Here is a 20,230-nt window from a genome sequence, read left to right as displayed (position 1 = left end):
CCGCGATCCTCGCGGTCTGGCGACTGTAAACTAAACCAAAAGTAAACAAACCCGCCACCATTCTGAATCTCTAAGGTTTTCTTAAGTTTCATCCTGTAAATTTCAGCGCATTACTCACTATCAGGATTCAGATTTGGCAATGTGGTTACGTCAACGCTTACAGTGCAACAGCCTGGGGTTTATCCTCGCCAGCGCCTTGTTTTTCACTCTGTTCCAGAACGCGTTATTCCTGCATAAGGCCTGGTCGTATATCAATTTCGATAGCGTCCACAACCTGATCTTCGCCGCCACCATGCCGGTAGTGATTTTCTGTGCGCTGAACATTATCTTCAGCCTGCTGACCGTGCCTTTCCTGCGCAAACCGCTGATGATTTTCTTCCTCCTTGGCAGCGCTGCCGCGAACTACTTTATGTTCAGCTACGGCGTGGTGATCGACGGCAACATGATGCAAAACGCCTTCGAAACCAACCCGCAAGAGGCGACCGCTCTGTTGACGCCACGCATGGGATTGTGGCTGGTGCTGCTTGGCATCTTGCCTGCGGTGTTGGTCTGTTTTACCGAAATCCGCATCACCCGCCCGTGGTGGTATATGGCCGGGCTGCGCGCCGCCAACGTGATGCTTTCCGTGGTGGTGATCCTGATTATCGCCGCACTGTTTTATAAGGATTACGCCTCGCTGATCCGCAACAATAAAAGCGTGGTGAAAATGCTGACGCCGTCGAACTTCGTTTCCGGCACCATCAAATTTACCCAGCAGCGCTATTTCACCCGTAATCTGCCGCTGGTGAAAATCGGCGAAGACGCACGTAAAGGACCGCTGATCGCCGGGCAACAAAAGAAATCCCTGGTGATCCTGGTTGTGGGTGAAACCGCCCGCGCCGAGAATTTTTCGCTCGGCGGCTACGGGCGTGAAACCAATCCGCGCCTGAAGCAAGACAATGTGGTGTACTTTAAGAACGCCAGCTCCTGCGGTACCGAAACGGCGATCTCTGTCCCCTGCATGTTCTCCAATATGCCGCGCAAGGACTACGACGCCACCCTGGCGACTCACCAGGAAGGCATGCTCGACGTATTGGCGCATGCCGGCGTCAACGTACTTTGGCGTGAAAACGACGGTGGGTGCAAAGGCGCTTGCGATCGCGTGCCGCACGTCGACATGACCAAGCTGAAACTGCCGCAGGATTGTGATGGCGACGTCTGTATGGATAACGTGCTGCTGTATAAGCTGAACGACTACATCAACGGCCTGAAAGACGATAGCGTGATAGTGTTGCACCAGATGGGCAGCCACGGGCCGGCCTATTTCCGCCGCAGCACGCCGGAGTTCCAGAAGTTTTCACCAACCTGCGACAGCAATCAGATCCAGGATTGCACCCATGAGCAGTTGGTAAATACTTATGACAACTCATTGCTCTATACCGACACCATGCTGGACGACACCATCAAGCTGCTGCAACAGCACAGTGACAAGTTCAATACCGCGCTGGTTTACCTCTCCGATCACGGCGAATCCCTGGGTGAAAATGGCATGTACCTGCACGGTACGCCTTATGTGTTTGCTCCCAGCCAGCAGACCCACGTTCCTTTCCTGATGTGGATGTCCGCCGACTATGAGCGCAACTTCAAGATTGATCGCCAGTGCCTGAACAAGATGGCCGAACAGGATGAGATCTCGCAAGATAATCTGTTCCATACCCTGCTAGGTATGCTGAACGTGCAAACCCGCGAGTATCAGTCGCAGTTGGATATTTTGCAACGCTGCCGCAGCGGGGCATAACGGCTTAACTTCTGCCCCCTGATCGGGCAAAATACCCTGCTTCGTAACCGGCGTTTTTGCGCCGGTTTTTTTATTGCTATTGACCTAGACCAATCGGTCTATTATGCTAATCCTCATTATGACGAAACATGCGCACTGCCCCGTAGATACACGTGAACATCTGCTCGCTACCGGCGAGTCCCTTAGCTTGCGCCTGGGTTTTACCGGCATGGGGCTGAGCGAACTGCTGGCCACGGCGGGTGTGCCGAAAGGTTCGTTCTATCACTATTTTCGCTCGAAGGAAGCCTTCGGCGAAGGCATGCTGCAGCGTTATTTCGAACACTACGATGCTGAAATGCAACGGCTGTTTAGCGACGATAAAAGCGACGCTCGCCACCAGTTGCTGAGCTATTACGCCCAGGCGATCAGCTTCCATTGCCGCAGCGAATGCCATAACGCCTGTTTGGCGGTGAAACTCTCCGCCGAAGTGAGCGACCTGTCGGAACCCATGCGCCACGCATTGGAAATCGGCACCGCACGGGTGATTGGCCACCTGCAGGATGCCATCGAGCGCGGTATCCGCGAAGGATCGCTGTCGATAGCCATGAGCCCGGCGGCCACCGCAGAAACGCTGTACTCACTGTGGCTTGGTGCTTCGCTGCGCGCCAAAATCCGCCGTTCGGTCGCCCCGCTGACCAGCGCGCTGGAAAGTATTGAATTGCTGTTGCGCCCGCCGCAGCCGTAAACGCAACACCCGAGCTTTACCGAAAAATCACTCTGTTGGGCTGTTATTTAGCCATTACTAGTCGACCGGTCTATTAATATAGGATGCACTATGAAGATTGAAAAATTGTTCTCCCCGCTGAAGGTTGGCTCTGCAACTTTGCCAAACCGCGTGTTTATGGCCCCGCTGACGCGTCTTCGCAGCATTGAGCCTGGCGATATTCCTACTCCGTTGATGGCCGAATATTATGCCCAGCGCGCCAGCGCCGGTCTGATCGTGACCGAAGCCACCCAGATTTCTTTCCAGGCGAAAGGCTATGCCGGCGCTCCGGGGCTGCATACCCCAGAGCAGATCGCCGCGTGGAAAAAGATCACCCAGGCCGTACACGATAAAAACGGCCATATCGCCGTTCAGTTGTGGCATGTGGGCCGTATCTCCCACAACAGCCTGCAACCGGGCCAACAGGCACCGGTAGCTCCTTCCGCGATCAATGCCGACACCCGCACCACCGTGCGTGACGAAACCGGTGCCTGGGTGCGGGTTCCAACCTCGACCCCACGTGCGCTGGAAACCGAAGAGATCCCGGGCATCATTAACGATTTCCGCCAGGCAAGCGCCAATGCGCGTGAGGCCGGTTTCGACTTTATCGAACTGCACGCAGCCCACGGTTATCTTCTGCACCAGTTCATGTCCCCAGCCTCCAACCAACGCACCGATCAGTACGGCGGCAGCATCGAAAACCGCACACGTCTGACGCTGGAAGTGGTCGACGCGACCATCGCCGAATGGGGTTCAGAGCATATCGGCATCCGCATTTCGCCGTTGGGCCCGTTCAATGGTCTGGATAACGGTGAAGATCAGGAAGAAGCGGCGCTGTATCTGGTCGAAGAGTTGAATAAGCGCAACATCGCTTTCCTGCACATTTCCGAACCGGACTGGGCAGGCGGCAAACCTTATTCCAACGCCTTCCGCGATTCAGTGCGTGCCCGCTTTAAAGGGGTAATTGTCGGCGCAGGCGCCTACACCGCCGAGAAAGCCGAAGAGCTGATCAACAAAGGCTTTATCGATGCGGTGGCCTTTGGCCGCAGCTACATCGCCAACCCGGATCTGGTCGAGCGTTTCAAACAGAACGCACCGCTGAACGAGCCGCAGGCGGAAACCTTCTACGGCGGCGGCGCCGAAGGCTACACCGATTATCCGACGCTGTAAGTAAGATAAAAAGCCCGCCGGTGCGCGAATGCCGGCGGGCTTTTTGCTGTTTATCGGCAAAGCCGCTGGGGCTGGTAAAGGCGGCTCTTGTCGTACAACGCGAATGCAATTAATGAGTCGCCAACATCGCCCAACGCGCGATCTCGTTGGCATCGACAGTATTCATTATTTCCCGAAACCAAACGGTAAATTTATCAGGGCTCCGTTTTATCTCGTCGGTTAATTGCTGAATATCCATCCACAGCCAGCTATGGGCTTCGGCAGGATCCCCCTGAGGTTCGCCATCAAATAATCCCACGTAAATATGATCGAACTCGTGCTCAATTAAGTCGCCCGGCACCTCTGACCGATAAATGAAGCTGGAGACCTGCTGCAACTCGCTGCTGAACCCCATCTCCTCCTGTAACCGACGCTGCGCCGCTGCTGCCGTCGCCTCTCCCCAGCGCGGGTGGCCACAGCAACTGTTGGTCCATAACCCAGCCGAATGATATTTACTGAAAGCTCGCTGTTGCAGCAGTAAACGGCCCTGGCTATCGAAGATAAAAATTGAAAACGCCCGGTGCAACAACCCCTGCTGATGTATCCGCGTTTTTGTTTGCGAGCCGATGGAATTATCATCGGCATCAACCAGAATCAGCATTTCATCCACTGATGGCCTCCTTCGGCAAGAGCGATGACTTCGTACTGGCAAAAAACTAACCAGCCCCAAATTTATCAATTGACGCGATCCAACCCTGGTCCGCTATCAGACCTCGCTCCCCTTGAGGTGGGTAATAGTACTTATTTCCCTGATTCGAACGACAGCATACTGTGCGGTTATCATCAGCATAGTCGATGCATAGGTGACATCGTCACCTTTATTCTCATGCCTTAGCCATGTCGATAAATTGAAATCCCTTATACGGCAACGCTATACTGAGTTTCGCTAAGATCCCTTCGCCGTTGGCGACGGCACATCCAATCAGAGGAATTATGCGCTTACTCCATACCATGATCCGCGTCGGTGACCTGCAACGCTCCATCGACTTCTATACCAAGGTATTAGGCATGCGCCTGCTGCGCACCAGCGAGAATCCAGAATACAAATACTCGTTGGCATTTGTCGGTTATACCGACGAAAGCGAAGGCGCAGTGATTGAGCTGACCTACAACTGGGGCACCGACAGCTACGAGATGGGCACCGCATTCGGCCATCTGGCGTTGGGCGTCGACGATGTGGCCGCCACCTGCGACAGCATTCGCAACGCCGGCGGCAAAGTGAGCCGTGAAGCCGGGCCGGTCAAGGGCGGCACCACGATTATCGCTTTTGTTGAAGATCCGGACGGTTATAAGATCGAACTGATCGAGAACAAACACGCCGGTCAGGGCCTCGGCCACTGATACCGATGAGGGGCGCTTTCAGCGCCCTTCTTGTTATGCCTGCGATACCGCCTGCAACCGGGCGTAAAATTTGCCATAATGCGCGCTGCATTCGATGAAGATAAGAAACTGATGGCCGAAAAAAGTGATCTTAACGCCCTGAGTGGCCGTTTTCGTGGGTTTTATCCCGTAGTGATAGATATAGAAACCGCTGGATTTAATGCCAAAACCGACGCGCTGCTGGAGATTGCCGCCGTTACGTTAAAAATGGATGAAGAAGGCTGGTTGCAGCAGGATGAAACCCTGCACTTTCACGTTGAACCTTTTGAAGGCGCCAACCTGCAACCGGAAGCGCTGGCATTCAACGGTATCGACCCGCATAACCCGTTGCGCGGTGCAGTAAGTGAATACGATGCGTTGCATGCCATTTTTAAAGCGGTACGCAAAGGCATCAAGGACCGTGGCTGCAACCGGGCGATTATCGTGGCGCACAACGCCAACTTTGATCACAGTTTCCTGATGGCCGCAGCAGAACGCGCAAGCCTGAAGCGCAACCCTTTCCACCCGTTCGCCACCTTTGACACTGCCGCGCTAAGCGGGCTGGTGTTGGGGCAAACCGTGCTGGCCAAAGCCTGCATTGCCGCCGATATTCCGTTCGACAGCACCCAGGCGCATTCGGCCCTGTACGACACCGAACAAACCGCTCAACTGTTCTGCGAGCTGGTTAACCGCTGGAAACGCCTTGGCGGATGGCCGCTGGCCATCGGTAATAACGACTAAGCCACAAATAAATCGGGCGGCCCAGTTTGCACTGGCGCCGCCCGATGTCTTCTTGCAATCAACCCGAGCCGTTATGGCTGCTGGTCTTCTTGCTCTTTGTACTTCGCTGCCGTTTCTTTGATCAGCTGTTGCAGTTCGCCGCGCTGATACATTTCGATAATGATATCACAGCCGCCTACCAGCTCACCGTCTACCCACAGCTGCGGGAAAGTCGGCCAGTTGGCGTACTTCGGCAACTCGGAGCGGATGTCCGGATTCTGCAGAATATCAACGTAGGCAAAGCGTTCGCCACAAGCAGACAGCGCCTGCACCGCTTGCGCAGAGAAACCGCAGTTTGGCAATTTCGGTGAACCTTTCATGTACAGCAGAATTGGGTTCTCACCGATCTGCTGCTGAATTTTTTCAATCGTCGTCATTTATTGCTTCCTCAAGCCACATCTCATGGCCACAACATGCATCACACTGGCTATTGTAGCGGCTGGAACAGTCGCAAGAAAACGCCATCTTTTGCAAGGGTATTCCCCGTTGCCAATCGCATCTCACCGGCAAAGGCCGTTCCGGTTAAAACATACGCTCAGAATAACATTTTTAATCCGACCATTTCACTAATATATTTTTCCGCCACTCGGTATCCTTTAATAATTCCGACAGCGGAGAAAAGGTGATTTTTTATACACCAACGGATTGATTTTTCAACAAAAAAAATGCTGTTAACGTTTTCTCACAATATGGATTATCATTTATGAGTTCTTCGCTGTTTTATATGGCGAAATTGGGGAATACTGTCATTCTTTCGATATCTGTTCCGGGGCCAAGGTTGGTAACGTCGACATGCGTTTAATTCTTACGCTTTTTGTGCTGTTGTTTACACAGCTATTCTTAAATCTGGCGCACGCTGCGCCACAGGCGCGTATTGCCGCCGAGCAGCGCAAGAGCCACGTTAATGAAGCCCGGCCGGATGACCGCAAGAAAAAGAAAGCGGCAAAGGCCAGCAAAAAAGTGAAAGTCACTGCTCCGCCAAAAACAGCCAAGGTTTCCAAAGCCAAAACAGAAAAAACCGCTAAAAAGATCGTCAGCGCAAAATCGAAACACCAAACCCAGAAAATAGCCAAAATCAAAGTGACCCCACCGAAAAAGGGTTACAAAAAAGGCTATGGCCGTCACCGGGAACCCGGCATGGCCACCGCCAAATTGGCTCGCGACGAAAAGCCGCTGAAACTGAGCCCGGCGCACAAAAAGCGCTATCAGCACGCCAAGCAAACCGCGATGGCCAAGCTGATGGATCAAATGGGCAAACCTTATCGCTGGGGCGGCACTTCGCCAAGAACCGGTTTTGACTGTAGCGGACTGATTTATTACGCCTATAAAGACGTAGTGAAAATCAAGATGCCGCGTACTGCCAACGAGATGTATCACCTACGCGACGCGGCGCCGATCAAGAAAAACGAGCTGGAAAGCGGTGACCTGGTGTTCTTCCGCATCAACAACCGTGGCGTGGCCGATCACGTCGGCGTCTATCTGGGCAACGGCAAATTCATTCAGTCACCGCGTACCGGTGAGGAAATCCGTATCAGCCAGTTGGACAACGACTACTGGCAAAACCACTACATTGGCGCCCGCCGTGTGGTAACACCGAAAACCATTCGATAATCGCCTCCGCGGCTGGTCCCCCCCAGCCGCACGCCTCACCGCCTACCGCAAGCGTTCTGATCTTAGGCCTTTTCGTCGCTCTCAGACCGCGGTTTCGCGAAGCCGCATGGAAAACATCCGGGTGTGGGTGAAGGGAGCACTTGTGGAAAAATCTGACGTAGCGGTGGGGAAATGCGAACAGGCGCAGTGAACTGCGCCTGTGTGACAACCGGGGATCAGTTCAACGCCGCGGTGAAGCTAAAAGCAATAATAACGGCCAGCGCACACACAGTGGTGAACAGTGACATTTTCAGATCGGTATCCATTACAACTCCTTTTCAGACGGGTTATCCCAAGGATAAAAGGCACACAATTAATGCGTCAAACCATTTTCCCACAGTTAGACAATAAAATCTTGTTATCATTTCCCGGTTTATAATACTGATTACCTCTTCCACTTTGGCTCAATATGGGACAAAATTCGCAGTTCACAACTGCGTACCGGCAAAAATGCCCCTCCTGACCAAACGCTGACGACTTCAACACACTACAAACTCAGCTTCGCTTATTTGGAAGAAGGATCTACGCAGGCAAACGATTAACATCACACTTACATGCTGCAACATGTGAGTTCAGGAGTCATTCTTTACATGGCAACGATTAAAGATGTGGCCAAACGCGCTGGCGTTTCCACCACCACCGTTTCGCACGTCATCAATAAGACTCGTTTCGTCGCCGAAGAGACTAAAGCGGCCGTTGCGGCCGCGATCAAAGAGCTGCACTATTCTCCCAGCGCCGTGGCGCGCAGCCTGAAAGTCAATCACACCAAATCTATCGGTCTGCTGGCTACCTCCAGCGAAGCGCCCTATTTCGCCGAAGTGATCGAGGCGGTGGAAAACAGCTGCTACAGCAAAGGCTATACGCTGATCCTGTGTAACTCGCACAATAACCTCGACAAGCAACGCGCTTATCTGGCGATGCTGGCGCAAAAACGCGTCGATGGTCTGCTGGTGATGTGCTCTGAATACCCGGATCAATTGCTGGGGATGTTGGAAGATTACCGTAACATCCCAATGGTGGTCATGGACTGGGGCGCAGCACGCGGTGATTTTACCGATACCATTATCGACAACGCCTTCGAAGGCGGTTATCTGGCCGGCCGCTATCTGATCGAGCGTGGCCACCGTGAGATTGGCGCCATTCCGGGCCAATTAGCGCGCAACACCGGCGGTGGCCGCCATCAGGGCTTTTTAAAAGCCATGGAAGAAGCCAATATCGAGGTGCGCGACGAGTGGATTGTACAAGGTGACTTCGAACCGGAATCCGGCTACAAGGCCATGCACCAGATATTATCGCAGAAACAGCGCCCAACGGCGGTATTCTGCGGCGGCGACATCATGGCAATGGGCGCTATTTGCGCCGCTGATGAACTGGGGTTGCGCGTCCCGCAGGATATTTCCGTTATTGGTTACGATAATGTGCGCAACGCCCGCTATTTCACGCCGGCACTGACGACCATCCATCAGCCCAAAGAGCGTTTGGGCGAGATGGCGTTCACCATGCTGCTGGATCGCATCATCAGCAAGCGTGAAGAATCGCAAGTCATTGAGGTACATCCGAAGCTGGTTGAACGCCGCTCGGTCGCCGACGGCCCCTTCATCGATTACCGCCGCTAGTCGCCAGCGCCGGGAGCCAAAACGGCTTCCGGCGTCACTTCGCTTAACCATTCCTGATTCAAGGTTTCGCTGTCCCCCAGGTAATCCAGCAGCCAGGCCATCGCCGGCGATGGGGTATTCTGCTGCCAGGTCAGGCAGCATGGGCTGGCGGGAAATGGCTGTTGCAGTTGCAGCGCCACCAATTCACCACGCTGTACCAACGGCAATACCTGATGCGCAGGCATCATGCCGACGCACAATCCGGCGCACAGGCAATCCACCGCAGAGGCCCAATCCGGCACCACCAGCCGCCGTTGATTGTCCAGCGTCCAGGTGACCCGCTTGGGCAGATTGCGTGACGTATCCTCCAGACACAGCGAAGGGAAAGGCCGGAGCTGATCATCGTTCAGCAGACCATCCAACCCTGCCAAGGGATGCTGAGGGCTGGCGACACACAACCAACGCATGTCGCCCATGTCGCGAAAGGCGAAACCGCCCCCAACCGGCACCGCCCGCGTAGCGCCGATCGCCATATCGGCACGCCCATCCACCAGCGCATCCCATACGCCGTTAAACACTTCGGGTTGGACCAACAGCTCGACATCGGGGAATTGACGGTAAAAATCCAGCACCAGTTGACGGCAGCGCTGCGGTTTGACGATGATATCCACCGCAATTTTTAATTGGCCACGCCAACCATTGGCCACCTGCTGGCATTGCCTGCGAGTGTCGAGCATTTTTTTGATGACACCGCGCGCTTCATGAATAAACAGCGTGCCGGCCGGCGTCAGTTCTACATCGCGATGACGCCGTTCAAATAGCGGTACCGCCAACCATTGTTCCAGTTGCTTCACAGTATAGCTAACCGCCGAAGGTACCCGGTGCAGTTCCTGCGCCGCCGCGCTGAAGCTGCCGGTGCGGGCGACCGCGTCCACGACATCAAGCGAATATTCAGACCACATGATTTTTGCCTTCAATTTTTTTAACAGCACTTCGCAAATATTACCGTTTCACAAGCAGAGATCCAGCCGGATACACTTGCCGGCGCTGAAAACCTGCGACAATAAAATATTAATGAGAAATACCATGCGAAATTCCTTTGGTTTTATGTTCTATCTTGCCGGCCTAAGCATGCTGGGTTACCTGGCCACCGACATGTATCTGCCCGCCTTTGGCGCTATGCAGCAAGATCTGCAAATTTCCGCCGGCGCAATCAGCGCCAGCCTGAGCATTTTCCTGGCCGGTTTTGCCTTTGCTCAACTGCTCTGGGGGCCGCTCTCCGATAATTTGGGCCGCAAACCCGTGCTGCTGATTGGCCTGGCGCTGTTTGCTCTGGGCTGCCTCGGCATGCTATGGGTGCAAAATGCCGTCCAATTGTGGTCGCTGCGCTTTATCCAGGCGATCGGTGTGTGTTCAGCCGCCGTCACCTGGCAGGCACTGGTCATTGACCGCTACCGTGAAGGCAAGGCCAACCGCGTATTCGCCACCATTATGCCGCTGGTAGCACTTTCGCCTGCGCTGGCACCGTTGGTCGGCGCCTGGCTGTTGAACCACATGGGATGGCGGGCAATTTTCGCCGTGCTGCTGGGTATCACCGTCATTTTGCTGCTGCCGACGCTGTTACTGAAGGAAAGCGCCAAAAGCGCGCCATCTGCCCAGACCAAAAACACCCTGAGTTTCTTCCAACTGCTGAAATCGCCGGTATTCAGCGGTAACGTCACCATTTTTGCCGCCTGCTCTGCCGGTTTTTTTGCCTGGCTCACCGGTTCGCCGTTTATTCTTGGCGAAATGGGTTACAGCCCCAATGATATTGGCCTGAGCTATGTCCCGCAGACGCTGGCTTTCTTATTGGGCGGTTACGGTTGCCGTACGGCGTTAAACCGCATGAATGGCAACACCTTGCTGCCCTGGCTGCTGGTAGGTTATGGCATCAGCATGGTGGCGTTATATCTGGTGGCGACATTGACCGAGCCCACGCTCACCACGTTGCTGATTCCATTCTGCCTGATGGCGCTGGTCAACGGAGCCTGCTACCCGATCGTAGTGGCGAATGCGTTGATGCCGTTCCCGGAAGGCACAGGCAAAGCCGCAGCGCTGCAAAATACCCTGCAATTGGGCTTGTGCTTTGTCGCGAGCCTATTGGTTTCGGCCTTTATAGCCCAACCGCTGTTGGCGACGGTAACGGTGATGGTTTCAACGGTGGTATTGGCCGCGTTGGGGTATATGTTGCAACGGGGAAAAGTGATCGAAAATTCGCAGGCAGTGCGACAGGAACATGCTAACTCTGCGTCATAATTACCTGCACGAATAATCACTTAAAGAATATTTTTGCCGAGTGCGATTTACGGTTGAGTAAGCGCCTCGGCAAGCCTATACTCAAAACGACCTTTTAAAATAACACTTTTATAGTCTTATTATCACAAGTAGCTGTTGTGTACGCGTATGGCGTCACACTTTTTTAAGGATTTGTTTATCCGCGCCTATTGCGCTGGAGCCTTCTTAAAATTTTCCTCTGTTCATAGTCGGATATCAGACGCCACGGTGACTTTCCACCGTAGGTATACATATGCGCCCGCAGAAATTGTCTAAGCTATTTTCTGGCGGGTCATAAGTCAGAAGAAGGTGATGGAGAAGCTATGAGTTCATCGTGTATAGAAGATGTGAGCATTCAGGACAACCCATGGTACCGTATCGCTCATGAAATGCTCAGTATGGCCGGTATAGAAATAAACGGCTCACGTCCTTTTGATATTCAGATTAAAAATCCTGATTTTTTTAAACGCGTGTTGCGGGAAGGTTCTCTCGGCCTGGGCGAAAGCTATATGGATGGCTGGTGGGAATGCGAACGGCTGGATATATTCTTTCAACACGTAGTCGGCGCAGGCCTGGAAAAGAAACTCCCCCACCATGTGAAAGACACTCTGCGTATCGCCGCCGCGCGATTAACCAATTTGCAATCGAAGAAACGCGCCTGGATCGTCGGTAAAGAACATTACGATCTGGGAAACGATCTTTTTACGCTGATGCTCGATCCCTATATGCAATATTCCTGCGCCTATTGGAAAGAGGCGACCACGCTAGAAGAAGCGCAGGAAGCCAAGCTGAGAATGATTTGCGAGAAACTGCAGTTGCAACCGGGGATGAAATTACTGGATATCGGCTGCGGTTGGGGCGGCCTTTCCGCCTTTGCGGCGAAAAACTATGGCGTTTCCGTCGTGGGCGTAACCATTTCCGCCGAACAGCAAAAGCTGGCGCAGGAGCGCTGCGCCGGGCTGGACGTTGAAATTCTGCTGAAGGACTACCGCGATCTGAACCAGCAGTTTGATCGCATTGCCTCCGTCGGCATGTTTGAGCACGTTGGCCCCAAAAATTATCGCACCTACTTCAAGGTGGTGGAGCGTAATTTAAAACCGGATGGCCTTTTCCTGCTGCACACCATTGGCTCGAACCGGACAGATATGAATGTTGACCCGTGGATCAACAAATATATCTTCCCGAATGGCTGCCTGCCTTCAGTCACGCAGATAGCCAAAGCCAGCGAGGGACGTTTCGTGATGGAAGATTGGCATAATATTGGCGCCGATTATGATCGTACCCTGATGGTCTGGTACGAGCGTTTCAGGCAGGCATGGCCGCAACTGGCTCAGCGTTATTCCGAGCGTTTCGAACGTATGTTCAGCTATTATCTGAACGCCTGTGCAGGTGCGTTTCGCGCGCGTGACATTCAATTGTGGCAGGTGGTATTCAGCCCTAAAGGCATTGAAGGCGGTATCCGCGTCCCGCGCTGATTAATGCCATGCCACAACGAAACGCCCCCGGTTTTTACCGGGGGCGTTTTATATTATGCGCTAACCAATGGCTGATCAGCCGCAATAAACCCGAATGATTTTATCCTCGCTGTCGCCCAGGAAGTTCAGACGACGCAGGTTAAAGTCCATAGTAACGGCCGAATTGTACGGAATCGCACGTACCTGAGATTCAATCTGAACGCCTTCCAGCGCTGACATCGGCTTGCCGACGTAGTTCTGGTATTGCGCGGCACCGCAGGTATCACTTTCTGCATCAACGGCCTGATTGGCCGCGCCCTGCTCAGGTGAACTGCTACAGGCACTCAGCGCCAGCAGCGCCGTTAACATCAACGTTTTCCCATAAAACTTCACGCGGTTACTCCTCTGTGGTTATTGTCCGTCAGATCTTCTGCGCCAGCGCGCTCGCCGTCGCCATGGCCGCTTCGCGGCTCGCCAACACCCGCTCAACGGTATCTACCACCGCCTGCGTTTGTGGATCAATCTCAATATTCACCTTGTCGCCCAGGCGTTTTTTGCCCAGCGTGGTGCGTTCAAGCGTCTCCGGGATCAGGTGCACGCAGAAACGGTTATTCACCACCTCTCCGATCGTCAGGCTAATACCGTCAATGCCAATGAAACCTTTATGCAGAACGTATTTCATCAGTTCCGCATCCGGCATGCGCAGCCATATCTGGCGATTATTTTCGGAGGTATAAATCTTGGCGACTTCCGCCGTGCAGATAATATGGCCGGACATCAGGTGGCCGCCAATTTCATCGTTGAATTTGGCCGCCCTTTCGATATTGACCACGTCCCCCAAAGCCAGCTCGCCGAGATTGGTCAGGCGCAGCGTTTCTTTGATCAGATCAAAACTGACGCGGTTGCCTTCCACCGCGGTGACGGTCAGGCAGCAACCGTTATGGGACACCGACGCGCCGAGCTCCAGCCCAGGCAGCAGTTCCGCAGGCATCTCTATGACGTGGGTACGGAAGTTGGATTTTTCATCAATGGCGACCAGCGGCGCGGTGCCTTGTACGATACCGGTGAACATGTGAGCCTCTTCTTTCTGAAAATGTTTAAAGCGCTTGGGGCAGTTTGCCCCAGTTGGCGAGGAAAACCAAACCCGGGGAGACAAAAAATCCGCGCCTGCGCATTTAATAACTATTTCGTCACAACATTTGCTTAACGACGCCGAGCGCGTACAATCTTTTGGACAAAATTCCGCTATTTTTAATTGTTGTCCTTTTGCGACGACCCTCCCCTCAATCATAAATAAATAGAAAAGGTGTATGCGTGCAGAAGTACTTCATTGAAGCGCGTAGTTTATTGGCCCTCGCAATTCCGGTAATCATCGCGCAAATATCGCAAACCGCAATGGGCGTGGTCGATACCATTATGGCCGGCGCTTATAGCGCCACGGATATGGCCGCCGTCGCCGTCGGCACCTCTATCTGGTTGCCGGCCATTCTGTTCGGCCACGGCCTGCTGCTGGCGCTAACTCCGGTGATCGCGCAGCTTAACGGCGCCGGCCGCCGCGACCGTATCGCTCATCAGGTACGCCAGGGGTTTTGGCTGGCTTGTGCGGTCTCGGTCCTGATCATTTTCGTGCTGTATAACAGCAAGTTCGTGATCGACATGATGCACAATATCGATCCGCAACTGGCAGATAAAGCCGTTGGTTACCTGCATGCCATCATGTGGGGCGCGCCGGGCTATCTGTTCTTCCAGGTGCTGCGTGGCCAGTGTGAAGGACTGTCGAAAACCAAACCCGGCATGGTGATTGGCTTTCTCGGCCTGCTGGTCAATATCCCGATTAACTATATCTTCATCTACGGCAAGTTCGGTATGCCTGAGCTGGGCGGCGTCGGTTGCGGCGTAGCAACCGGCAGCGTCTACTGGTTCATGTTCCTGGCAATGCGCTGGTATGTAAAACGCGCACCGTCGCAACGTGACATCCTGCCGCATGAAGGCAGCAACCGCAGCCCGGACTGGCCGGCGATGAAACGCCTCATCGGGATCGGTCTGCCGGTGGCGTTGGCGCTGTTTTTCGAGGTGACGCTGTTCGCCATCGTCGCCCTGCTGGTCTCGCCGCTGGGCATCGTTTCCGTGGCCGGGCATCAGATTGCACTGAACTTCAGCGCGTTGATGTTCGTGTTGCCACTGTCGCTCGGCGTCAGCGCCACCATTCGCGTCGGCTATCGGCTCGGTGAAGGTTCGGTCGAAGGCGCGCGGATTGCCGCCTATGCCGCTATCGGCGTCGGCATCCTGATGGCCTGCTGCACCGCGCTGTTTACCGCCACTTTCCGCGAACAAATCGCGCTGTTATATAACGACAGCCCGGCGGTAGTTGCGATGGCGTCGCACCTGATGTTGCTGGCGGCCATTTATCAGATTTCCGATTCGATTCAGGTGATCGGCAGCGGTATTCTGCGCGGTTATAAAGATACCCGGTCAATCTTCTTCATCACCTTTATCGCTTATTGGGTGCTGGGCCTGCCGAGCGGCTACCTGCTGGCGTTGACCGATGTCCTGGTGCCGGCGATGGGGCCAAGCGGCTTCTGGATTGGTTTTATCATCGGCCTGACCTTTGCGGCCATCATGATGGCCACGCGCATGCGCTGGCTGCAAAAACAGCCTGCTGCCCTGATCTTGCAGCGCTCCACCCGCTAAGTTTCGCCACCGGCCGGTTTATTCCCGCCGGTGGCTTCTTCGTCCGTGTTTGCAGAAAAAACAACCGCACTGCACATAAGCTCAGCAATCGTGTGAAATACCGGATAAAATTACGTTTTTCTCCTTGCCAGCGCGCAGGTAGCTCGTTAATATTCGTCCCCGCTGTCAGCCATGACAGACAGGAAAAGATGCGTCCGTAGCTCAGTTGGTTAGAGCACCACCTTGACATGGTGGGGGGCGGTGGTTCGAGTCCACTCGGACGCACCAAATTCCTAAAGCAGTACAGTGCGTCCGTAGCTCAGTTGGTTAGAGCACCACCTTGACATGGTGGGGGTCGGTGGTTCGAGTCCACTCGGACGCACCAAATTTCTAAAGCAGTGCAGTGCGTCCGTAGCTCAGTTGGTTAGAGCACCACCTTGACATGGTGGGGGTCGGTGGTTCGAGTCCACTCGGACGCACCAAATCGTTATTCCCTCAGGCTTGACCTTTCTATCCGATACTTCCATTACCCTAATCTGCCCATGCGATTCCCGAACGTTACTTCTGTAACCGCTAGCCGTATCCGAATATCATCATGGCGAACACCTTTTACAGGACAAGTTTAATGCTGACATTTACCGCAGAAACTCCGTTTGAAAAACTCGACAACGGCCTCATCCGCCGCCAAGGCGTAATGAGCGATGGCGCCCGTGCTACGGAAGTCAAATTCGGTGCCGGCACCTTCGGGCAACTGCAAAAGCGGGAGCATTCATTGCAAACGCGGGTCGTTTCCGGTGAGTTTGAATTCACCGTTGGCAGTGATACTCAGGTGGTGGTGGCCGGGGAAACTATCGCTATTCCCGCCAATACCGCCAGCGGCTGCTTCTGCCTGACTGCCGGAACCCTGCTGGAAATCATCACGGCAGATTGATTGCGTTAATTGTGGCGTTCACAGCAAGGTTATTTGCGCAACAAACACCTGCTGATGATTTGCATTTGCGCCACATTTGCTGCTGATTTGCCGGATCCGCCGTCGATCACCGGTTTTTTATTTTGTTTCCCGTCGCTTAGCCTTTATAATGCGCAACGTCTTTCAGTTGAATGGTTTCAGCCCTTGATCTGCGAAAACGCAATAACAACACATTTTCATCTCATCATGTTGCGCAGCATCCCTACGCCCCGGCGCGGGCTGAATTTTTCCGCCCCATTTCAACTCTGGTCACCTATCCTTAACTGTGTTTTGCACCACCAGGCGCGACTCAAATTCCATACCGGTGGCCTGGCCGCTGGTTTTATTCGTTTTTTTATCCATCACAACTTGTAGAAAACTCCGTCATGAAAAAGACCAAAATTGTTTGTACCATCGGTCCAAAAACCGAATCGGAAGAAATGCTGACCAACCTGCTCAATGCAGGCATGAACGTAATGCGTCTCAACTTCTCCCACGGCGATTACGAAGAACACGGCAACCGCATCAAGAACATGCGCGCAGTAATCGCGAAAACCGGTAAAAACGCCGGCATCCTGCTGGATACCAAAGGCCCGGAAATCCGCACCATGAAGCTGGAAGGCGGTAAAGACGCGGCGCTGGTTGCCGGTCAGACCTTCACTTTCACTACCGACCAGAGCGTTATCGGCAATAACGAACGCGTTGCCGTTACCTACGCCGGCTTCTCCGCCGATCTGAAAATCGGCAATACCGTGCTGGTCGACGATGGCCTGATCGGCATGGAAGTCACTAACGTGACCGAGAACGAAGTGATCTGTAAGGTACTGAACAGCGGCGATCTGGGCGAAAACAAAGGCGTTAACCTGCCGGGCGTTTCCATCCAACTGCCTGCATTGGCAGAAAAAGACAAACGCGACCTGATTTTCGGCTGTGAACAAGGTGTCGACTTCGTTGCCGCGTCCTTTATCCGCAAACGCTCCGACGTGCTGGAAATCCGCGAACATCTGAAAGCCCACGGCGGCGAGCAGATTCAGATCATCTCCAAAATTGAAAACCAGGAAGGCCTGAACAATTTCGACGAGATCCTCGAAGCCTCTGACGGCATCATGGTTGCTCGTGGCGATCTGGGCGTAGAAATCCCGGTAGAAGAAGTGATCTTCGCTCAGAAGATGATGATCGAAAAATGTAATCGCGCACGTAAAGTGGTGATCACCGCCACCCAAATGCTGGATTCGATGATCAAGAACCCGCGCCCTACCCGTGCGGAAGCCGGCGACGTGGCAAACGCCATTCTGGACGGCACCGACGCCGTTATGTTGTCAGGCGAGAGCGCCAAGGGCAAATACCCGCTGGAAGCCGTGACCATTATGGCCACCATCTGCGAGCGCACCGATCGCGTGATGCCAAGCCGTATTGACAGCCTGAACGACAACCGCAAACTGCGCATCACCGAAGCCGTCTGCCGTGGCGCCGTTGAAACCGCAGAAAAACTGGACGCGCCATTGATTGTGGTTGCCACCAGCGGCGGTAAATCAGCCAAATCCGTGCGTAAATACTTCCCTAACGCCGTGATCCTGGCGCTGACCACCAACGAAGTCACCGCTCGCCAATTGATCCTGACCAAAGGCGTTACGCCGCAAATGGTCAAAGAAATCGCCTCTACCGACGACTTCTATCGCATTGGCAAAGAAGCTGCACTGGCCAGTGGCCTGGCGCAAAAAGGCGACGTTGTGGTGATGGTTTCTGGTGCTTTGGTACCAAGCGGCACCACCAATACTGCCTCGGTTCACGTGCTGTAATATAAAACGTGACATAATTGTCTTGACCAAAACGCCGCTTAGCGGCGTTTTTTTTAGCAGTAGTAAACTGTTTTCCCAAAAACGCAACTGCCGATTGCTCATTATTTGGCTAATTACAAATCGGAGTTGTCCCATGGAATCCAGCTGTTTTCCCTAGATTTTTTAACTATTCATCAAAAGAAGATGCAAGTTTGAGCGAACGATCAAAATAAAGCACTCCAATACAAAAAAATTATTCTCTTTCGAAAAAAGTTTGTGTAATACTTGTAACGCTACATGGAGATTAACTCAATCTAGAGGGTGTTATAATGAATCGTACTAAACTGGTACTGGGCGCGGTAATCCTGGGTTCCACTCTGCTGGCAGGCTGCTCTAGCAATGCTAAAATCGATCAACTGTCTTCTGACGTTCAGACTCTGAACGCTAAAGTTGACCAGCTGAGCAACGACGTGAACGCAATCCGTTCTGACGTTCAAGCAGCTAAAGACGACGCAGCACGTGCTAACCAGCGCCTGGACAACCAAGCTCACGCTTACAAAAAGTAAGATAGCTTCGGTTATTGAAAACGGCGCACATTGTGCGCCGTTTTTTTTTGTTTGCGCTCCCCTTTCCCCTCGCCACAGGCGAAAAAAAGGGTTCAGCACGCTGAACCCCCTCAGAATCGTCAGTTATGACCCGTATTTAATTCACCGAGCTGATAGGTGCCCCCTTGAACAGGCCCTTATTCGCTCCCTGCGGGGCTACAGGCGTTAAAGTCACCTCAGAGGTACTCTGCCCCAGATTAACCAGTACCGGCATGCCAGAACGGCGTACAACCGCACTGTCGAACACCGCACGATCGGTCTGCGAATCCTCGACAAAGCTTTTTTCGGTTTTGGACAGTGAAATCGGCATGGTCTGCGGATCGTCGCTTTCGACTCTCGACAGCGGCTGATGGACTTCGACGTAACGCTTACCGTCCGGCTCCACGGAAATTTTCACCGGATCGTTAATCACCTGTACGCGGGTGCCGCGCGGCACCATGTTAAACAGCGCTTCGATATCCTTCGGACGCAGGCGGATACAGCCGGAGCTGACGCGCATGCCAATACCGAAATTGGCATTGGTTCCGTGGATCAGATACTCACCGTGCCCCATAGCCAGGCGCATGGCAAACAGCCCCATGGGGTTTTCAGGGCCTGCCGGTATGACCGCCGGCAGCGTCACGCCTTTCGCCTGATAGCGTTTACGGATGTTGGCCGTCGGCGTCCAGGTCGGGTTCGGGATCTTCTGGCTGACTGAAGTCACCTGCAGCGGCGTATGCATGCCGGTCTGGCCAATACCGATAGGATAAACAATCACTTTATTCTCGCCTTTCGGGTAGTAGTACAGGCGCAGTTCGGCCAGATTGACCACTATCCCCTCACGCTTGGTGTCCGGCAGCAGCATTTGAGTCGGGATGGTTAATACCGAACCCGGCTTGGGCAGGAACGGATCCGTACCCGGATTGGCCTCCAACATGCCCAGCAGACCAATTTGATAGTCGGCGGCAATTGCCTCCAACGGGCGGCCATCGTTAGGTACGGTGTAAGTGGTGTTCTCGCCGATCAGGCGGCTGTCCGGCGGCGGCAACGGATACTCGGTCGCGCTGGCGGCTTGGGTGCCTGTCAGTACGGTGGCGAATAGCATGCCCATTAAACTCAACGCACGTTTCATTATCATCCCTATATGCTTGTTACGGTTCGGCCACAAGGCTAGCGGGCACCTGACGGCAGGTAAATCAGACAATACCTGATTAATACTAGCAATACTGGCATTAAAGGCAATAAGTCCTCTAAAAATCAACATGTTATAACGTAATTTCGCGGCAGGTTTGTCAATGTAACGTCAATAAGCAAGCTGCTGAAATGTCACTGATTTGTTGCACAGACGGGGGGATCGGAAGGGATTTGTA

Annotated in this window: 21 protein-coding genes and 3 tRNA genes; 17 read left to right on the top strand and 7 right to left on the bottom strand. The window is 53.6% G+C overall.

Annotated elements, in window-relative coordinates; translation table 11 throughout:
• The first annotated feature begins 139 nt into the window (after positions 1-139).
• From eptA to ACTJJ1_RS04815, 3 genes are all read left to right on the top strand, one after another.
• Complete coding sequence (eptA, locus tag ACTJJ1_RS04825) at positions 140-1,777, top strand: phosphoethanolamine transferase EptA (protein WP_006324943.1); 1,638 nt, start codon at positions 140-142, stop codon at positions 1,775-1,777.
• Between the two features lie 103 nt (positions 1,778-1,880).
• Entirely contained in the window at positions 1,881-2,501 is a 621-nt protein-coding gene (locus ACTJJ1_RS04820; RefSeq protein ID WP_004943759.1) for a TetR/AcrR family transcriptional regulator, read from the top strand.
• Between the two features lie 90 nt (positions 2,502-2,591).
• Positions 2,592-3,689: an alkene reductase gene (locus ACTJJ1_RS04815; RefSeq protein ID WP_004943756.1), complete on the top strand. Its 1,098-nt coding sequence runs from the start codon at positions 2,592-2,594 to the stop codon at positions 3,687-3,689.
• Between the two features lie 109 nt (positions 3,690-3,798).
• On the opposite strand, the gene idi is transcribed toward ACTJJ1_RS04815, so the two are convergent.
• Entirely contained in the window at positions 3,799-4,338 is a 540-nt protein-coding gene (gene idi, locus ACTJJ1_RS04810) for an isopentenyl-diphosphate Delta-isomerase (protein ID WP_440832573.1), read from the bottom strand.
• Between the two features lie 323 nt (positions 4,339-4,661).
• On the opposite strand from idi, the gene gloA reads away from it, so the two are divergent.
• Together gloA and rnt are read left to right on the top strand one after the other, a co-directional pair.
• Positions 4,662-5,069: a lactoylglutathione lyase gene (gloA, locus tag ACTJJ1_RS04805; protein ID WP_004943750.1), complete on the top strand. Its 408-nt coding sequence runs from the start codon at positions 4,662-4,664 to the stop codon at positions 5,067-5,069.
• Between the two features lie 78 nt (positions 5,070-5,147).
• Positions 5,148-5,828, top strand: a complete 681-nt coding sequence (gene rnt / locus ACTJJ1_RS04800) for a ribonuclease T (RefSeq protein WP_004943747.1) — start codon at positions 5,148-5,150, stop codon at positions 5,826-5,828.
• Positions 5,829-5,899: 71 nt separating this feature from the next.
• On the opposite strand, the gene ACTJJ1_RS04795 is transcribed toward rnt, so the two are convergent.
• Positions 5,900-6,244 (bottom strand): Grx4 family monothiol glutaredoxin, encoded by a 345-nt coding sequence (locus tag ACTJJ1_RS04795; protein WP_004943744.1) that lies wholly within the window; start codon positions 6,242-6,244, stop codon positions 5,900-5,902.
• A gap of 415 nt (positions 6,245-6,659) precedes the next feature.
• On the opposite strand from ACTJJ1_RS04795, the gene ACTJJ1_RS04790 reads away from it, so the two are divergent.
• The gene (locus tag ACTJJ1_RS04790) at positions 6,660-7,478 is read left to right on the top strand and encodes a C40 family peptidase (protein WP_004943741.1); all 819 of its coding nucleotides are present in this window, start codon (positions 6,660-6,662) and stop codon (positions 7,476-7,478) included.
• A 215-nt stretch (positions 7,479-7,693) separates the two neighbouring features.
• Here ACTJJ1_RS04790 and cydH read toward each other — a convergent pair whose 3' ends face one another.
• On the bottom strand, positions 7,694-7,783 hold the full coding sequence (gene cydH, locus ACTJJ1_RS04785) for a cytochrome bd-I oxidase subunit CydH (RefSeq protein WP_004943739.1): 90 nt from the start codon (positions 7,781-7,783) through the stop codon (positions 7,694-7,696).
• Between the two features lie 324 nt (positions 7,784-8,107).
• On the opposite strand from cydH, the gene purR reads away from it, so the two are divergent.
• On the top strand, positions 8,108-9,133 hold the full coding sequence (gene purR / locus ACTJJ1_RS04780) for an HTH-type transcriptional repressor PurR (protein WP_004943736.1): 1,026 nt from the start codon (positions 8,108-8,110) through the stop codon (positions 9,131-9,133).
• Here purR and punR read toward each other — a convergent pair.
• On the bottom strand, positions 9,130-10,074 hold the full coding sequence (gene punR, locus ACTJJ1_RS04775; RefSeq protein WP_440832569.1) for a DNA-binding transcriptional activator PunR: 945 nt from the start codon (positions 10,072-10,074) through the stop codon (positions 9,130-9,132). The genes purR and punR overlap by 4 nt on opposite strands.
• Before the next feature lie 124 nt (positions 10,075-10,198).
• Between punR and punC the strand changes: the two genes are divergently transcribed.
• Positions 10,199-11,407, top strand: a complete 1,209-nt coding sequence (gene punC, locus ACTJJ1_RS04770) for a purine nucleoside transporter PunC (RefSeq protein WP_440832567.1) — start codon at positions 10,199-10,201, stop codon at positions 11,405-11,407.
• Positions 11,408-11,748: 341 nt separating this feature from the next.
• The gene (cfa, locus tag ACTJJ1_RS04765; protein WP_004943730.1) at positions 11,749-12,900 is read left to right on the top strand and encodes a cyclopropane fatty acyl phospholipid synthase; all 1,152 of its coding nucleotides are present in this window, start codon (positions 11,749-11,751) and stop codon (positions 12,898-12,900) included.
• 75 nt (positions 12,901-12,975) lie between these two features.
• Here the strand turns inward: cfa and ACTJJ1_RS04760 are convergent, their stop codons facing one another.
• Both ACTJJ1_RS04760 and ACTJJ1_RS04755 read right to left on the bottom strand, forming a co-directional pair.
• Positions 12,976-13,272 carry an I78 family peptidase inhibitor gene (locus tag ACTJJ1_RS04760; protein ID WP_020438921.1) on the bottom strand — a complete coding sequence of 99 codons (297 nt, stop codon included), beginning with the start codon at positions 13,270-13,272 and terminating at the stop codon, positions 12,976-12,978.
• Positions 13,273-13,300: 28 nt separating this feature from the next.
• Complete coding sequence (locus ACTJJ1_RS04755) at positions 13,301-13,951, bottom strand: riboflavin synthase (protein ID WP_062870648.1); 651 nt, start codon at positions 13,949-13,951, stop codon at positions 13,301-13,303.
• Positions 13,952-14,193: 242 nt separating this feature from the next.
• Between ACTJJ1_RS04755 and ACTJJ1_RS04750 the strand changes: the two genes are divergently transcribed.
• The 8 genes from ACTJJ1_RS04750 (at position 14,194) to ACTJJ1_RS04715 (ending at position 18,842) form a co-directional block, all read left to right on the top strand.
• Positions 14,194-15,570, top strand: a complete 1,377-nt coding sequence (locus tag ACTJJ1_RS04750; RefSeq protein ID WP_004943723.1) for an MATE family efflux transporter — start codon at positions 14,194-14,196, stop codon at positions 15,568-15,570.
• A 190-nt stretch (positions 15,571-15,760) separates the two neighbouring features.
• Positions 15,761-15,837 (top strand) — tRNA-Val (locus ACTJJ1_RS04745).
• Between the two features lie 20 nt (positions 15,838-15,857).
• Positions 15,858-15,934: transfer RNA gene (locus ACTJJ1_RS04740), tRNA-Val, on the top strand.
• Between the two features lie 20 nt (positions 15,935-15,954).
• A tRNA-Val gene (locus tag ACTJJ1_RS04735) sits at positions 15,955-16,031 on the top strand.
• A 143-nt stretch (positions 16,032-16,174) separates the two neighbouring features.
• Entirely contained in the window at positions 16,175-16,480 is a 306-nt protein-coding gene (locus tag ACTJJ1_RS04730; protein WP_004943720.1) for a hypothetical protein, read from the top strand.
• Positions 16,481-16,513: 33 nt separating this feature from the next.
• A complete protein-coding gene (locus ACTJJ1_RS04725) occupies positions 16,514-16,873 on the top strand; it encodes a hypothetical protein (protein ID WP_202290926.1) in 360 nt (119 codons plus the stop codon).
• Between the two features lie 11 nt (positions 16,874-16,884).
• Positions 16,885-18,297: a pyruvate kinase PykF gene (pykF, locus tag ACTJJ1_RS04720; protein WP_004943718.1), complete on the top strand. Its 1,413-nt coding sequence runs from the start codon at positions 16,885-16,887 to the stop codon at positions 18,295-18,297.
• Between the two features lie 308 nt (positions 18,298-18,605).
• Positions 18,606-18,842: a major outer membrane lipoprotein gene (locus ACTJJ1_RS04715; RefSeq protein ID WP_004943717.1), complete on the top strand. Its 237-nt coding sequence runs from the start codon at positions 18,606-18,608 to the stop codon at positions 18,840-18,842.
• 136 nt (positions 18,843-18,978) lie between these two features.
• Here the strand turns inward: ACTJJ1_RS04715 and ACTJJ1_RS04710 are convergent, their stop codons facing one another.
• Positions 18,979-19,992: a L,D-transpeptidase family protein gene (locus ACTJJ1_RS04710; protein WP_004943715.1), complete on the bottom strand. Its 1,014-nt coding sequence runs from the start codon at positions 19,990-19,992 to the stop codon at positions 18,979-18,981.
• Positions 19,993-20,230 lie beyond the last annotated feature (238 nt).

This window comes from Serratia sp. 22264 (assembly GCF_052045345.1).
Taxonomy (GTDB): Bacteria; Pseudomonadota; Gammaproteobacteria; order Enterobacterales; family Enterobacteriaceae; genus Serratia; species Serratia plymuthica.
Note: the sequence above shows the minus strand (reverse complement) of the source record. Positions and strands in the feature narration are given on the sequence as shown.

Coding starts and splice junctions, on each gene's coding strand:
- eptA (WP_006324943.1), top strand. CDS start 140: ATGTGGTTACGTCAACGCTTACAGTGCAACAGCCTGGGGTTTATCCTC.
- ACTJJ1_RS04820 (WP_004943759.1), top strand. CDS start 1,881: ATGCTAATCCTCATTATGACGAAACATGCGCACTGCCCCGTAGATACA.
- ACTJJ1_RS04815 (WP_004943756.1), top strand. CDS start 2,592: ATGAAGATTGAAAAATTGTTCTCCCCGCTGAAGGTTGGCTCTGCAACT.
- gloA (WP_004943750.1), top strand. CDS start 4,662: ATGCGCTTACTCCATACCATGATCCGCGTCGGTGACCTGCAACGCTCC.
- rnt (WP_004943747.1), top strand. CDS start 5,148: ATGCGCGCTGCATTCGATGAAGATAAGAAACTGATGGCCGAAAAAAGT.
- ACTJJ1_RS04795 (WP_004943744.1), bottom strand. CDS start 6,244: ATGACGACGATTGAAAAAATTCAGCAGCAGATCGGTGAGAACCCAATT.
- ACTJJ1_RS04790 (WP_004943741.1), top strand. CDS start 6,660: ATGCGTTTAATTCTTACGCTTTTTGTGCTGTTGTTTACACAGCTATTC.
- cydH (WP_004943739.1), bottom strand. CDS start 7,783: ATGGATACCGATCTGAAAATGTCACTGTTCACCACTGTGTGTGCGCTG.
- purR (WP_004943736.1), top strand. CDS start 8,108: ATGGCAACGATTAAAGATGTGGCCAAACGCGCTGGCGTTTCCACCACC.
- punR (WP_440832569.1), bottom strand. CDS start 10,074: ATGTGGTCTGAATATTCGCTTGATGTCGTGGACGCGGTCGCCCGCACC.
- punC (WP_440832567.1), top strand. CDS start 10,199: ATGCGAAATTCCTTTGGTTTTATGTTCTATCTTGCCGGCCTAAGCATG.
- cfa (WP_004943730.1), top strand. CDS start 11,749: ATGAGTTCATCGTGTATAGAAGATGTGAGCATTCAGGACAACCCATGG.
- ACTJJ1_RS04755 (WP_062870648.1), bottom strand. CDS start 13,951: ATGTTCACCGGTATCGTACAAGGCACCGCGCCGCTGGTCGCCATTGAT.
- ACTJJ1_RS04730 (WP_004943720.1), top strand. CDS start 16,175: ATGCTGACATTTACCGCAGAAACTCCGTTTGAAAAACTCGACAACGGC.
- pykF (WP_004943718.1), top strand. CDS start 16,885: ATGAAAAAGACCAAAATTGTTTGTACCATCGGTCCAAAAACCGAATCG.
- ACTJJ1_RS04715 (WP_004943717.1), top strand. CDS start 18,606: ATGAATCGTACTAAACTGGTACTGGGCGCGGTAATCCTGGGTTCCACT.
- ACTJJ1_RS04710 (WP_004943715.1), bottom strand. CDS start 19,992: ATGAAACGTGCGTTGAGTTTAATGGGCATGCTATTCGCCACCGTACTG.